Here is a 14,827-nt window from a genome sequence, read left to right as displayed (position 1 = left end):
CCCCAGAGGCCGAACCAATCCAAGGCGAATCAAGCGGCGTACGAAAGACTATTTGTCGCGAAAAGGCGATGAACCGCTCAATCGAAGGCCGGATTATTCCGTGCGAATCGTAAAGTGAACGGCATTGCGACAGGCCCGGATTGCGGAGTCCCATCGGCCATGCCGGAAAAAGCCGACGGTTGGGCCGTCGGCTTTTTTATATCCGGCGATATCGGATCAATGCATGCCGTGATCGGCCGGGTCGGCCATAGGTCTTCAGGGGCAGGGGTTCGGGTTCGCGGCGTGAATCGTTTCCAGCTCGGTCCGCAGCGCTTCGGACAGGACGAGATCGGCACTGTCTATATTCGTCCGGAGCTGATCCATCGTCGTGGCGCCGACGATGTTCGAAGTCACGAAGTCTCGCGAGGTGACGAAGGCCAGGGCCATTTGCGCTGGATCCAGCCCGTGCTCGCGGGCCAGCGCGACATAGGCCGCGGTGGCATCGCGACCACGCTCGCCGTTGTAGCGGGCAAAACGGTCCCAGCGCGTCAGACGTGCGCCCGCGGGCCGCGCGCCGTTTTCGTATTTGCCGGACAGCATGCCGAAGGCCAGCGGGGAATAGGCCAGCAGGCCGACCTGCTCGCGGATAGCGACTTCCGACAGGCCGATCTCGAAGCTGCGATTGAGCAACGAATAGGGGTTCTGGATCGAGGCCACGCGCGGCAGGCCGGCGGTCTCGGCGGCAGCAAGAAACCGCATCACGCCCCAGGGCGTTTCGTTGGACAGGCCGACGTGGCGAATCTTGCCCTCGTCGACCAAGCGGCCGAGTTCGCCGAGCGTGTCCTCGATGGCCACGGGCGACTCGTGTGCATCGTGCGTGTAGCCGAGCTGGCCGAAGAAATTGGTGAAGCGATCCGGCCAGTGCAGCTGATACAGGTCCACATGATCCGTGCGCAGACGTGAAAGACTCGCCTCCAGCGCGCTGCGGATCTGGGCTGGCGTCAGACGTGGGGTCTCGCCGTCGCGCAGATAGGTCATCGGTGTCCGGGCACGGCCTGTGACCTTGGTCGCGAGGACCACGTCGTCACGCTTGCCGCGCGCCGCAAGCCAGCTGCCGATATAGGCCTCGGTCCGGCCCTGCGTCTCGGCCTGGGGCGGAACCGGGTACATCTCTGCGGCATCGATGAAGTTGATGCCGCGCGAGACGGCATAGTCGAGTTGCGCGTGGGCTTCGGCTTCGCTGTTCTGTTCGCCGAAGGTCATGGTGCCGAGGCACAGGGCACTGACGTCGATATCGGTCTGGCCGAGCTTGCGATATTCCATGAAGCGTCTCTGTCATCGGCCGGGGTTGCCGGCCCTGTCGAAAAACGCGGCGCAGTGTAAACCACGGTGGCCGTGGTTCGACTATCGTGCGTATGCCGGCTGCCTCGCATTTGACACGATCCTTGCATTGTTCTTACCTGAGAGTTCATTTCTATAACGGGGGTCGCAATGAAATTGCGAAATGTCCTGCTGGGTGCGGTCGCATTGGGTCTGATGAGTGCGAGCACCATGGCCAGTGCCGCGACGTGGCGCTTCGGCCTCGAGGAGATCAAGGGCAGCGTCCAGTATCAGTACGCCGAAGACTTCAAGAAGCTCATCGAGCAGAAGAGCAACGGTGATATCAAGGTGCAGCTGCTGCCCTACGGCAAGTGGGGCTCCACCTATTCGGCGCTCTACGATGCGATTCAGAGCGGGGCGATCCAGATTGGCTTCGGCTCGGGCGCGCTGGGCGGCACGGTGCCGGAATCGCAGCTGCTTTCGCTGAACTTCGTGATGCCGTCCGATCAATGGCAGACGGTCAAGGTCCTCAACTCGCCGGAATTCCTCGAAAGCCAGCCCTGGCAGCAGGCGTTCAAGAAGCGCGGGCTCGTGCCGCTCGCCGAGCTGACCGAGGGCTATCAGGTCTGGACCGCCAACAAGCCGATTCACACGCCGGCCGACATGAAGGGCCTGCAGATCCGTGTGATGGACAACAGCCTGCTGCGTGCCACCTACAAGGCCTACGGCGCCAACCCGATCAGCATCGCCTACGGCGAGCTCTACAGCGCGCTCCAGCAGGGCCAGGCCGAGGGCAACATCCAGCCTGTCTTCGCGCATGAGGAAATGGGCTTCTACGAGGTGCAGAAGGACATGATCTTCGCCGATCAGTCGCAGTTCGTGGCCACGCTGATGGGCAACAAGGACTGGTGGCAGGGACTGTCGGCCGACCAGAAGAAGATGGTCAAGAGCGTGACCCAGCAGATGGTCAAGAAGGGCTACGACGTCCAGAAGCAGTTCAACGACAAGCGCCTTCAGACCATCAAGGACAAGTCGGACATCAATATCATTCATCTCGACGACCAGCAGCGTGACCAGTTCCGCAAGCTGGCCAAGCCGGTTCGTCAGGTCTACGTCAACGATACCGGTGAGCTCGGCAAGCAGTCGCTGGACATCCTGCTGAAGCAGTTCAGCCAGAGCAGCGGCTCGAACGGATCGAGCAGCGACAGCCAGAGCGCTGACAGCGCCAGCTGATCCCGCCGCCGACCGCCAGACGGTCGTCAGCGAAGCGAAGCCGGGCCTCGATGGCCCGGCTTTTTATTGGGCGGTATCCGGGGTTGTCGCCCGATGGGCTGCCCGCACTCGGCCGTGCGCGCGCCTTCGTCGAGAGCCCGCAGTGCGTACGGCAAGGCGCGAGTCGCGGCATCGTGGCGTGCCACGATCCACACTGGCAACGCGGGAGGCTTCTTCATCGAATGGCCATAGGCGGCCTGACCCTTCGGGACAAGTGCTGTTTTGCGGCAATCCAGCGTGCTATGCCTCGTCTTGCCGAAAAACAGCACTTGGCGCGGACCCGCACGACACATCAACTGGCCCGGTGCAGGCGGGATGACAACCGCAAGATCCTGATCCTGGGATCGGGTTGGCGGGCATGCGGGCACGGCTTTGATAGCCGATTCGGAGCGGTCTTGTATTCGCCGTGACCGATATATGACGGTGGCGATTGTTCCGGTGACGGCGCGACGTGCAAGATCGGACGGCTCCGCGCAAGCCGAGTGCCGGTATCCCGTCATCCGACGATCGGGCGTGACGCGGCCCGACGACAATGATCGGGCCGCGCGCGGTGGGCTGATCAGTTGCCGCCGAGCGAGGGCAGCAGCAGCGAGATCTGCGGGAACAGGATCAGGATCAGGGTGGCCAGTAGCAGGATCGCGATGAACGGTGGCGTGCCGCGCACGACATCCATGTAAGGGCGGCGAAAGACCGCGATGGCGGTGAAGATATCGCAGCCGAACGGCGGCGTCGCCGAGCCGATCGCGGCCTGCAGCGTGACGATCACGCCGACGTGAACCGGGGCCAGATTCGCCGATTCGACCAGCGGCTTGAAGATCGGCACGAGAATCAGGATCACCACGATCGGATCGACGAACATGCAGCCGACGAAAAATGCCGCAGCGATCAGTAGCAGGGCCAGGAACTGGTTCTGCCCGATCGCATCGATGGCCGGCCCGAGCAGTGCTTCGGGCACGCCGGCAGTGCCGAGCGTCTGGGAAAACGCAGCGCCGACGGCCACGAGGATGAATACCACGGCGGTGATCATGCCGGTCGATAGCGCGAGACTGCCCAGATCACGGATCGAGACCTGGCGATAGATGATCACTTCGAGCACGAAAGCATAGGCCACGGCCACCGCCGAGGCCTCGACGGCGCTGAAATAGCCGCCGTAGATGCCGCCGACGACAAGGATCGGGAACCCGAGCGGCAGGATTGTCTTGCGCAGCGCCCGGAGGCGTTCGCCCCAGCTGGCTCGCGGTTCCGGGGCGATCCCGCGGATCCGGGCCCCGATATAGCAGTAGCCCGCGAACAGGGCGAGGATCAGCAGGCCCGGCAGGATGCCGGCCAAGAACAGATCGCCGATCGAGGTCTTCATCACGACGCCGTAGACGATGAAACCGATCGACGGCGGGATCAGCAGCGCGATGTCCGAGGCGTTGATGATCAACGCGAGCGTGAAACTGTCGGAATAGCCCTTGGCCAGCAGGCGCGGGCGCATCGGCCCGCCCATGGCCACCACGGTGGCCTGTGTCGAGCCGGATACGGCACCGAACAGTGCGCAGGACGCAGCCGTGGTGATCGGCAGGCCGCCCCGGATATGCCGCGTGAACGAGTCGACGAGATCGAGCAGACGATTGGCGGTATGGCCCTTGGTCAGGATATCCGCGGCGAAGATGAACATCGGCACCGCGGCGAGCACCCAGCTGCCGACGCCCGTGATCATCCAGGACACCATCTGGTCCGGCCCGAAGAATGTCATGCCGGTGAACATCATGAACAACGTGCCCACCGCGAGCGGCAGCATCATCGGAAACCCGAGCATCAGCAGCACGAGCATGATCAGGCCGAGCCACATCGTCATCGGCGCTTCCTCGTATCGATTGGTGTTGTATCGGGCACGGGACTACACGCCGCGCGGTGTGTCGTCGGCATGCGTGGCGCCCGAATCGTCCACGGGCACGCTGGCATATTCCTCTTCCTCGCGGAACGAGCGCCATACGCCCGGGCTGACCAGGTTGCGTACCACGGTCAGCAGATATTGCACGCCGGCCAGCGTGAAGCCGATCGGCAGGGCGAGATAGACGAGCCACAAGGGCACATGCACGGACGAACTCACCCGGCCGCGGTCATGGATCTGGATATCGTACTGGGCCGCCTTGTAGGCGAAATAGAACATCAGGGCGCCGGTGCCGACACTGATGAGGATCAGCAACGCCTTGCGTGGTCTGCCCGACAGCTGGTCGTAGATCGCCGACATGCTGATGTGGCGCGCACAGCGGGCGGCATAACCGACGCCGACGAACGTCATCACCACGATCAGCATCTCGGTGATTTCATAGGTGCCCGGAATACCGGTACCGAACAGCAGATTGCCGACCACGTGTCCGGACATGAGAGCGGCCATCAACAGCACGCTCCCGGCCACGATGATGCGCTCGCACCATCCCAGTGCACGGTCGATGAAATCGAGTACGCGCAGACACGCGTTGAGAGGGCGCCCGCCCTCGGCCCTTGCTGCCATGGCGATCCTTTTCGATCGGACGCGCGGCGCCGATCCGGCGCCGGACCGCGTCGAAACCTTTACGCGACGCTATCGCGAATCCGTCGGCGCGACCACTGATCGTTGGTCAGATAGACGATGGATGTATCAGAGCAAGAAGAGTGCCAGTCAGCCGATTCAGGGCTTATGGCGGCGTCGATCGCTTCTGGTAAGCCATGTCGTGAACCAAATGGCCCTTGTTCAGCCCGCGATTCTCGAAGCGTGTGTCGCGACGCGGTGGGGCCGTGACATAGCCGTTCGTGTCGCCGATGTTCTCGAAGGCCGCATGGGCATCGAGCACGTCGCGCATGTGTTCGGCGTAATTGATCCAGTCGGTCGCCAGACGCCAGATGCCGCCGGGCCGGAGCACACGCGCGATCTCGTCGGCGAAGCCCGGCTGGACGATCCGACGCTTGTGATGCTTCTTCTTCGGCCAGGGGTCGGGAAAATAAAGCAGGACCTCGTCGAGCGACGCGTCGGCGAACGCGCCGGCCAGCACTTCCACGGCATCGTCACGAAAGACTCGCACGTTGTCGGCCTCGGCTTCGTCGAGCGCCCCGAGCAGGCGGCCGACGCCGTTGCGATATACCTCGATGCCGATGAAATCCGCCTCCGGGCGACGGATCGCCAGATCCGCGAGGACTTCGCCGGCGCCGAAGCCGATCTCCAGGGTGCGATGGGCATCGCGCCCGAATTCGTGCGGCCAGTCGATCGGAGCCGCGGGGCGCTCGCGCCCGTAGCGCGGCCAGAGCGCGGCGAGATTGCGTTCCTGGCTCGGCGTGAGCCGACCCTCGCGCTTGACGAAGCTGCGGATGCGCCGGGGATGGTCGATCGAGTCGGTCATTGAGAACAGGGCCGGCGACAGTCAGAAGGGCAGATCGGTGGTCGGCGACGACGCCTGCGCATAGCGGCGCCGTGGCATACGGCCGGCGAGATAGGCCTGGCGACCCGCGATGACGGCGTGGCGCATCGCCTGGGCCATGAGCACGGGTTTCTCGGCATTGGCGATCGCGGTGTTCAGCAGTACGCCGTCGCAGCCCAGCTCCATGGCGATCGCCGCGTCCGAGGCTGTGCCGACGCCGGCATCGACCAGCACCGGCACACGCGCATTGGCCACGATCTCGGCCACGTTGTAACGGTTCTGAATACCGAGCCCCGAGCCGATCGGCCCGGCCAACGGCATGATCGCACAGCAGCCGATCTCTTCGAGACGACGCGCAACGATCGGATCGTCGCTGGTATAGACCATCACATCGAAGCCGTCGTCGACCAGTTCCCGAGCAGCGCGGAGGGTTTCGGTGACATCCGGGTACAGCGTCTTTTCGTCACCGATGACCTCGAGTTTGACGAAGTTGTGGCCGTCGAGCAGTTCGCGCGCCATGCGACAGGTGCGTACGGCCTCCTCGGCCGAATAGCAGCCCGCGGTGTTGGGCAGTAGCGTGTAACGCTCGGGCGGCACGACATCCAGCAGATTGTGTTTGGCGGCGGCCTCCGGATCGGTCAGGGCCGGCGTGCGACGGATGGCCAGCGTGACGATCTCGGCGCCGGAGGCCGTGATGGCAGCGTCTGTCTCGGCCAGGTCGGCATACTTGCCGGTGCCGACCAGCAGGCGCGAGGTGAAGCGCCGGCCGGCCACGGTGAACGTGTCGGTGACCGATTCGGCCTGACCGCCCCCGATGGCATGCACGATCTCCAGCCGGTCGCCGGCCGTGACCCGGGTCTCGCCGAGCTGGGCGCGCGGCACGATTTCACCGTTGCGTTCGACGGCGACACGGGACTCGCCGTAACCCAGCGCCACGAGGAGTCGGTCGAGTGTGGCACCGTCGGCGCATTCGGTGGACTGGCCGTTGACTTCGATCTGCATAGCGAGGCGGTGAATCGGGGCGCGCGGGCGCGTGAATGAGGCGGCGGCTAGAATAACGCGGCTGTTGCGGACCTGCATGGTCACCCGGCCGTTGGATGCGGTCCTGCTGGGAAGAGGGCGGACGATGAAGACATGGCACAAATGGACGCTGGGCCTGCTGCTGGGCGTGATCATCCTGCTGGGCGCGGCGCTGGGTACGCTGTACGCGAGCGTGGATCCGGCGACCTATCGCGGGCGCATCGAAGCGCTGGCAACGAAGGCGATCGGGCGGGATGTCCAGATCCGCGGGCCGATTACGCTGTCGGTGCTGCCATGGCCCTCGATCCGTCTCGACGACGTCCAGGTGGACAATCCCACGGGGGTCGGTGACGCGCCGCTCGCACACGCCCGGGCCGTGCGGGTCTCGCCGCGACCGCTGGCGCTGGTATTCGGCCGGCTGGCATTCGGCACGCTGACGATCGACGGCTTGCGACTGCGCCTGGCCCGGGACGCTGATGGCCGCACCAACTGGCAGGGCGTGATCGATGCGATCGCTGCCGGCCCCGGGCAGGCGCTCGGTGCTTCCTCGGCCTCGCCGGCGCGCGAGACGCCGGTCGTCACGCCCGGGCTGCCGGTGACGTCACTGGCTGTTGATGCCGTCCGGTTGCGGGGGGCTCGGATCTCTTACGACAACGCCCGCCGCCATCGGCGTTGGCAACTCTTCGACGCCCGCCTGCAGACCGGCCGCATGACCGACGGCAGCCCCTTCCGGCTGGAGGCCAGCGGCCGCCTGCGTCGCGCCGAGCACGGCAATGTGGCGCGGATTCATCTGGTGACCCGGATCGAACCGCATCTGGCCGATCGGTTCTATCGTTTTTCCGACATGAGTCTGAATCTACTCGTTGACGGGCCGGATGTGCCCGGCGGGCAACAGGAGGCCAATCTCGGGGCTTCGGGTGATGTCGATTTCAATTCCGGGCGATTCGGGCTCGACGGAGTCACGCTCCAGAGTTCGGGGCTGACGATTACCGGCAACGTCGATGGCGAGGGGTTGAACGACCGTTTGCGTTATTACGGGCGTCTGACGGTGGCGCCGTTTTCGCCGCGCTCGGTGATGCAGCAACTCGAGATCGAACCGCCCCATACCCAGTGGTCGGCCGCACTCTCGCGAGCCGGTTTCGATGCCCAGTTCGAAGGCGGCGCCGACGAGATCCGGTTTCGCCAGATCGCCGCGCGGCTGGACGACAGCCATCTGACGGGCAGTTTGCGTATCGCGGATTTCGGCGACCCGATGGTGCATTTCGCACTCGCACTCGATACGCTCAACATCGATCATTACCTGCCGCCCGGCAGTGCGGCCCAGGCCACCGGCCCGGTCAAACGCGACGCCAGGACCGCCGCCGCGGACACGGATGCCGATGCACTGGATTTCAGCCTGCTCCGTGCCATGCGGCTCGATGGGCGGTTGTCCATCGGCGCGCTGACCGCTGCCAACATGAGTCTGGCCCGGGCCTCGGTCAAACTGTCGGCCGACGACGGCCGGCTCGACGTCGACTCGCTCGTGGCCGGCGCCTACGGCGGCCGTCTCGATCTGACAGGGGCCATCGATGCCAGCGCCGAGACACCGCAATATCGTGTGCGCGGCGATCTGCGACACATCGCCCTCGGGCCACTGCTCGGCGACGCCGTGATGAATCGACGGGTCTCGGGGCTGGGTGATTTCGATATCGATCTGAGTGCCCGCGGGCGTCGTGTGGCGGATCTGAAACGCTCGCTGGCCGGCACGTTCGCGCTGCGTCTGACCGATGGCAAGATCGACGGGTACGATCTGGCGAATGCACTGCACCGTGCTGCCGGGAACGCGAACAACAGCACAGGAAACGCGAGCGCGCCGCATACGGCGATCGAGTCGCTGGCGGCGCGGTTCGTGCTCAAGGCCGGTGTGGCGACCAACGAGGATCTGTCGCTGGTCACGCCGCGGCTCGTGGCACGGGGCGACGGCCTGTTCAATATTCCGGCGAATCGCTTCGACTATCAGCTGCTCGTCGCCGTGCCGGCCGACGCCGATGCGCCTCTGGCCGCGCTCGCCGGCCAGAGTGTGCCGGTTGCGCTCGACGGTAGCCTGCTCGCGCCGAGTCCGGCGATCGGTCAGCCCACGCCGGCGCCCCGGGGCGATGCCGAGCACCGATCGCCGTCGAGCACGGCCGGATCAACGCGGCCCGACGCGCCCGATAACGCCGGGACGGCGGGGGACACGTCGCCCGATGCCCCGAACGGTGCGTAAATCGCGTCGCGCTCGCTGTCTGCTGTGGCTCGGTCTGGGGTTCATGCTGGCCGGACCGGCGAACGCAGCGGACGTCGAGCACGTCGATGTCAGCCATGACGGCACGCGCTACCACGTCACCGCACGGTTGTCGGTCGCGGTCGGGCGGCAGGCCGCCTATCGCGCGGCCACGTCGTTCGAGGCACTGGCCGATCGGGCCGAGCTGATCCGTTCGACTCGTCGCATCGGCCGCGATCGGCTCTCGTCGGCGTTGTCGATGTGTGTGCTGTTCTATTGCAAGCAGATCCAGCAGGTCATGACCTATCGTCTGACGCCGCCCAAGGCTATCGACATGAAAGTCGTCCCCGATGCCGGCGATCTCAAGGCCGGTGCCGCGCACTGGCGATTCCGGGCCGATGGCCCGCACCGGACGATCATTGGTTTCGACAGCACCATTGAGCCGGCGTTCTGGGTGCCGCCGATGGTCGGAGACTGGGCGATCGGGCGTGCCCTGCGTCATCAGATCGCCGATACCGGCAAAGCCATCGAGGCGGTGGCCGAAAGCGCGCGTGCCGCGCATCCTGTGTCGCCCGACTCCCGAGCCGATACCGCCCGCCATGCCGATTGATCCGCCTGCCGACGCACCGACAGCGATCGCCGATCCCCTGCTGTCCTGGTTCGATGTCCACGGCCGCCACGATCTGCCGTGGCAGCACCCGCGCACGCCGTATCGGGTCTGGGTCGCCGAAATCATGCTGCAGCAGACGCAGGTCACCACAGTCATCGATTATTTCAATGCGTTCATGGCGCGTTTCCCGGACGTGTACGCGCTGGCCGAGGCCGCCAGCGACGAGGTCATGGGCTACTGGGCCGGTCTGGGCTATTACGCTCGCGCGCGCAATCTGCATGCCGCGGCCCGCGAGCTCGTCGCAACCCATGACGGGGTCTTTCCGCGCGATGTCGAGACACTGATGACGCTACCCGGCATCGGCCGCTCGACCGCGGGGGCTGTCGTGGCACAGGCCTTCGGTGTGTGGGCGCCGATTCTCGACGGCAACGCCAAGCGCGTGATTGCACGCCTGGCCGCCGTCACCGCCACGCCGGGAACGGCGGCCTACGAACAGCCGCTCTGGGCCCTGGCCGCCCGTTACACGTCCACGCATCGCGTGACCGACTACACGCAAGCGATTATGGATCTCGGGGCGACGCTGTGCACGCGCCGGGCGCCGGCTTGTAGCGCGTGTCCGCTGGAAGACAGGTGTCAGGCGCGTCGCAAACGGATCACCGCCGACATTCCGGCACGCCGCAAGAAAAAAGCCCGACCGCAGCGAGCGGTCACGGTGCTGGTCATCGAGGACGAGGTCGGGCATCTGCTGCTGGAAAAACGCCCACCATCGGGAATCTGGGGCGGTCTCTGGAGCCTGCCCGAAATCGCGGCGGACGCCGATATCGAGGCAGCCTGCCGGGAACGCTTCGGCCTGGATGTCGTGCCGGATGTGCCGATGACGCCCATCGAGCACGGATTCACCCATTTTCTGCTCACGATTCATGCCTGGCGGGTGCGATCGCTTGCCGCGACTCGTATCATGGACGGCCACGCCGAATGGTTTGCGCGCGACGCGTTGCCCGGCGTGCCGGCGCCGATCGCGCGTCTGGTCGATACACCGCAACACGATCTGAATCTATGAGCCATACCGTCAACTGCGTGAAGCTGGGTTACGAAGCCGAAGGTCTGCCGCGTCCGCCGCTGCCGGGTGAGCTGGGACAGCGTATCTATGACAACGTCTCGATGACGGCCTGGCAGCAGTGGATGCAGGAACAGACCCGGCTGATCAACGAGTACGGTCTGCATCTGGCCGACCCCAAGGCGCGCGAATTCCTGGCCGAGCAGACCGAAAAATATTTCTTCGGTGACGGCGACATCGCCGAGACACACTACGTTCCGCCGAAATCATGAACACGGGCGGTTGACCCGAGGCGCACGTATCGGTTTAATACGCCTCTCGCCGCAACGGCGAGAGCGTGGCCGGATAGCTCAGTTGGTAGAGCATGCGACTGAAAATCGCAGTGTCGGCAGTTCGATTCTGTCTCCGGCCACCATTCTCTTCTTCAGGTATCGCGCTTTCCGGGCAAACCGGCTGAGCTGCACCTGATCACAGTCCGGCAAGACGTCGGCTGTCTCTCCGAAAAGCCTGATGCTACGCGCTGCCGTGCGATCGATTGTCTTTTCGACTCGATCCGTCGATATCGATCTCGGCCACACAACGTGGCAACGGCCCGATGTCGCCATCGGCGGCCGAGCCTGCGGCATGTCGTCGAGCATATGCATGCCTGGGCGGTTGCTCACGTGCGCGCCAGCTGCCCCCGCGGGCTCAGATCAGTGAGCCAAGCTTGGCGATCTTGTCCGCGCGCTTGCGCAGCCCGCCTCGGTTGTCGATTTCACGCGATGCCTGATCGGTGACCCGCGCGATGCGCTCGTAGAACCGGATGAAATCGTAGGCGCTGGCGATGTCGGGCATGCCTTGTTCAGTGAACCGGTCGAGGATCCGGTCGAGTTCGGTATCGGCAAGCCAGCGCGCATGGGCCTTGGCCAGACCGACCCCGACCAGTCCATCGCGGGCGATATTTTTGACATCGATCGCGCAGACCGTGCCGGTGTCATGTCGGATCAGCAGATTCGGCACGATCGGATCGATATAGTCGAAACCGTGTCGCACCGTCATGTCGTCGGCGAATGCGGCCAGACGGGCCTGAAGCGCATGAGCCAGCGTCGCATCGATCACCGAAGCAGACCGCAGCCAGGCCAGCGACGCCGTCAACTGCTGTCGGTAGCCGGACTCAGCCAGCGAGATCGGGATAGCGTGGCGTTGTGCAAAGGCGAGGAAACAGTCGCCGGCCCGCGCGATGGCATCCGCGGCGTCCGGCTGGAACAGTCGGCCATCGACGTAGTCGACCCAGACCGCGTTGCCGGAATGGGCCCGCAGGCGCGGGGCATGTGCCGACTCCCCGAATGACGCGAGCACGCCGGCAACGCGCCGTGCTTCGGTAACCCCGTTGAAGACAATCTTCTTGAAGCGCGGTGTCCCGGCATCGTAGACGACGCGCACGTCGTAGTTGCCGCGTGGCCACCGGCCGAGGCGGCGCAAGGCAGCGCGGCGGACGCGTCGCCTGATCGGATAAACCGATCGTTCAACGAGTTTGGTTTCGATCATGGCAGCAATCCTTTATGGATGCTGAATGTAACACCTGTGCCATACAGTTACCACTCGAAACCATTGCCTGACGGCGGAAAAACGCGTCCTTGCCCAGGCCGTGACAGCCCCTGAAAGGCTGGCACAACACGGCCTCCGACCGTCCGGTCGGTCGTGTTTACCGGCTGGCGGTGTCCGATCATTGCGTTAGGATGCGGTTTGAATCGGCTCAGGGGGAGCGTTTGAAAACCAAGTTATCCGTAGAGAACGTCTACAAGATTTTCGGCAGTCACCCCAAGCGTGCGATGGCACGTGTCGCCAAGGGTGAGGATAAGGACCGGATCTTCGCGGAAACGGGCATGACGGTCGGGGTATCGGATGCCAGTTTCGATATCCAGGAAGGCGAGATATTCGTGATCATGGGGTTGTCGGGCTCCGGCAAGTCGACCATGGTGCGGATGCTCAATCGCCTGATCGAACCGACCAGCGGTGCCGTCAAGATCGACGGCCGAGACATCATCCGAATGAGCCGCAAGGAGCTCATCAAGATTCGCCGGCGCGATATCAGCATGGTGTTCCAGTCATTCGCGCTGATGCCGCACCAGACGGTGCTCGAGAACACCGCCTTCGGGTTGGCCACGGCGGGTGTCGGCAAGGCTGAACGCGAAAAGCGCGCCATGCAGGCACTGGACGCCGTCGGTCTGAAGGCCAATGCCCAGAGTTTCCCGGATGAGCTTTCCGGTGGCATGAAACAGCGTGTGGGGCTGGCGCGTGCGCTGGCTGTCAATCCGTCCATCCTGCTCATGGACGAAGCCTTTTCCGCGCTCGACCCGCTGATTCGCACCGAGATGCAGGATGAACTCCTGCGCCTGCAGTCCGAGCAGGCTCGAACAGTGGTCTTCATCACGCATGATCTCGATGAAGCCATGCGCGTCGGTGACCGTATTGCGATCATGCAGTCGGGCCGTGTGGTCCAGGTCGGCACGCCCGAGGACATCGTGCGCAAGCCGGCCAATGACTATGTCCGATCGTTCTTCCGCGACGTCAATGTGAGCCACGTCTTCTCGGCGCGCGATGTCGCCAAGCGCAATCAGCTCACGGTCATCGAGCGCGCCGGCATGAGTGTGCGCGCCGCGCTGTCGCGTCTGGACGATCACGGCCGCGACGCGGCCATCGTGCATGACCGTCATCGGTGTTATCTGGGCACCGTGTCCGTCGAATCGCTGCGGATCTGTCTGGAAGGCCTGGCCGCGGACGACGAGGGCGATCTCGAGGCCGCGTTCGTCGACGACGTGCCGCAGGTCTCGGCCGATACGTCGATCAACGAACTGCTGGAGCCGGTGGCGAGCAGCCCGTACCCGGTGCCTGTGGTTGACGCGGACGGCCGCTACCTCGGCGCGATTTCGCGCGCCGTGTTGTTGCGTACGCTCAGTCGTTCGGAAGAGGAGGCTGCCTGATGTCTCTGTTTCAAGTGGCAAACGACGGCCTCTGGCAGCGTCTGTCGGACCATCTGATCGTGGATCTGCCGATCGGTGACTGGTTCACGCTGGTCGTGAACTTCATGCAGGCACATTTCGACCTGTTCTTTTCCGTGGTCTCGTCGGTCATCAGTTTCGTAGCCGACAATCTGACGACGTTTTTCAACTGGCTGCCGGCCCCGGTCGTTTTCATCGCCCTCGCCGCACTGGCGCTGTGGCGCGTGGGTTGGCAGTTCACGCTGTTCGTTCTGATCGCACTCTATGTGGTGCTCGGCATGGATCTCTGGCCGGCGACCATGGATACGCTCGGTCTCGTGCTGGCGGCCACCATCGCGGCGCTCGGGATCGGTCTGCCGCTGGGCGTGCTGATGGCCAAATCCGACGTGGTGCAGGCGATCGTGCGGCCGGTGCTGGATTTCATGCAGACGCTGCCGGCGTTCGTGTATCTGATACCGGCGGTGATTTTCTTCGGCACCGGGCGCGTGCCGGGCGTGATCGCGACCGTCATCTTCTCGATGCCGCCGGTCGTACGTCTCATGAACGTCGGCATCCGCTACGTGCCGAGCGAGAACGTCGAGGCCGGCAAGGCGTTCGGCTGCAACGGTCTGCAGTTGCTCTGGAAAGTCGAGCTGCCGCTGGCGTTGCCGTCGATCATGGCCGGCATCAACCAGACCATCATGCTGGCGCTGTCGATGGTGGTCATCGCCTCGATGATCGGCGCTGGCGGCCTGGGGGATCCGGTACTGGCCGGCATTCAGCAGCTTCGGCTCGGCACGGGGTTCCAGGGCGGCCTGGGGGTCGTGATCCTGGCCATCATTCTCGATCGGTTGACCCAGAGTTTCGGGCAGCGCCGGCGACGCGCGAGCGTGTTCTCGCGGCTGGCAAAAATGTTCGGATCGAACTCGGAACGTCCCAGCGCCGGCTGAGCCGTCGGCGTCGTGTTCCGGGATCATTTGCAAA

Annotated in this window: 13 protein-coding genes and 1 tRNA gene; 8 read left to right on the top strand and 6 right to left on the bottom strand. The window is 64.5% G+C overall.

Going from position 1 to position 14,827, the window contains the following annotated elements; translation table 11 throughout:
* Positions 1-255: 255 nt before the first annotated feature.
* Entirely contained in the window at positions 256-1,302 is a 1,047-nt protein-coding gene (locus D3260_RS16335; protein ID WP_120099675.1) for an NADP(H)-dependent aldo-keto reductase, read from the bottom strand.
* A 168-nt stretch (positions 1,303-1,470) separates the two neighbouring features.
* On the opposite strand from D3260_RS16335, the gene dctP reads away from it, so the two are divergent.
* Complete coding sequence (gene dctP / locus D3260_RS16330; protein WP_120099674.1) at positions 1,471-2,532, top strand: TRAP transporter substrate-binding protein DctP; 1,062 nt, start codon at positions 1,471-1,473, stop codon at positions 2,530-2,532.
* Between the two features lie 598 nt (positions 2,533-3,130).
* On the opposite strand, the gene D3260_RS16325 is transcribed toward dctP, so the two are convergent.
* From D3260_RS16325 to thiS, 4 genes are all read right to left on the bottom strand, one after another.
* Positions 3,131-4,414: a TRAP transporter large permease gene (locus D3260_RS16325; protein WP_120099673.1), complete on the bottom strand. Its 1,284-nt coding sequence runs from the start codon at positions 4,412-4,414 to the stop codon at positions 3,131-3,133.
* 42 nt (positions 4,415-4,456) lie between these two features.
* Positions 4,457-5,074: a TRAP transporter small permease gene (locus D3260_RS16320; RefSeq protein WP_120099672.1), complete on the bottom strand. Its 618-nt coding sequence runs from the start codon at positions 5,072-5,074 to the stop codon at positions 4,457-4,459.
* 163 nt (positions 5,075-5,237) lie between these two features.
* Complete coding sequence (trmB, locus tag D3260_RS16315) at positions 5,238-5,936, bottom strand: tRNA (guanosine(46)-N7)-methyltransferase TrmB (RefSeq protein WP_120099671.1); 699 nt, start codon at positions 5,934-5,936, stop codon at positions 5,238-5,240.
* Between the two features lie 21 nt (positions 5,937-5,957).
* Positions 5,958-6,956: a sulfur carrier protein ThiS gene (gene thiS / locus D3260_RS16310; protein ID WP_120099670.1), complete on the bottom strand. Its 999-nt coding sequence runs from the start codon at positions 6,954-6,956 to the stop codon at positions 5,958-5,960.
* Between the two features lie 124 nt (positions 6,957-7,080).
* Between thiS and D3260_RS16305 the strand changes: the two genes are divergently transcribed.
* From D3260_RS16305 to D3260_RS16285, 5 genes are all read left to right on the top strand, one after another.
* Positions 7,081-9,219, top strand: a complete 2,139-nt coding sequence (locus D3260_RS16305) for an AsmA family protein (protein ID WP_158583580.1) — start codon at positions 7,081-7,083, stop codon at positions 9,217-9,219.
* Positions 9,200-9,826 (top strand): hypothetical protein, encoded by a 627-nt coding sequence (locus D3260_RS16300; RefSeq protein ID WP_120099668.1) that lies wholly within the window; start codon positions 9,200-9,202, stop codon positions 9,824-9,826. Before D3260_RS16305 ends, D3260_RS16300 begins: the two co-directional genes overlap by 20 nt.
* Positions 9,816-10,886, top strand: a complete 1,071-nt coding sequence (mutY, locus tag D3260_RS16295; protein WP_120099667.1) for an A/G-specific adenine glycosylase — start codon at positions 9,816-9,818, stop codon at positions 10,884-10,886. The genes D3260_RS16300 and mutY overlap by 11 nt, the downstream gene beginning before the upstream one ends.
* Entirely contained in the window at positions 10,883-11,155 is a 273-nt protein-coding gene (locus tag D3260_RS16290) for an oxidative damage protection protein (protein WP_120099666.1), read from the top strand. The genes mutY and D3260_RS16290 overlap by 4 nt, the downstream gene beginning before the upstream one ends.
* A 67-nt stretch (positions 11,156-11,222) precedes the next feature.
* A tRNA-Phe gene (locus D3260_RS16285) sits at positions 11,223-11,298 on the top strand.
* Between the two features lie 272 nt (positions 11,299-11,570).
* Here D3260_RS16285 and D3260_RS16280 read toward each other — a convergent pair.
* A complete protein-coding gene (locus D3260_RS16280) occupies positions 11,571-12,410 on the bottom strand; it encodes a hypothetical protein (protein WP_120099665.1) in 840 nt (279 codons plus the stop codon).
* 221 nt (positions 12,411-12,631) lie between these two features.
* Here D3260_RS16280 and proV point away from each other — a divergent pair, with 221 nt between their 5' ends.
* Complete coding sequence (gene proV / locus D3260_RS16275) at positions 12,632-13,846, top strand: glycine betaine/L-proline ABC transporter ATP-binding protein ProV (RefSeq protein ID WP_199671563.1); 1,215 nt, start codon at positions 12,632-12,634, stop codon at positions 13,844-13,846.
* A gap of 53 nt (positions 13,847-13,899) precedes the next feature.
* Positions 13,900-14,793, top strand: a complete 894-nt coding sequence (locus D3260_RS16270) for an ABC transporter permease (RefSeq protein WP_370456330.1) — start codon at positions 13,900-13,902, stop codon at positions 14,791-14,793.
* Positions 14,794-14,827 lie beyond the last annotated feature (34 nt).

The organism is Salinisphaera sp. Q1T1-3, from assembly GCF_003602005.1.
Lineage (GTDB): Bacteria > Pseudomonadota > Gammaproteobacteria > Nevskiales > Salinisphaeraceae > Salinisphaera.
The sequence above is the reverse complement of the archived record's forward strand: the minus strand, read 5'-3'. Positions and strand labels throughout refer to the sequence as shown.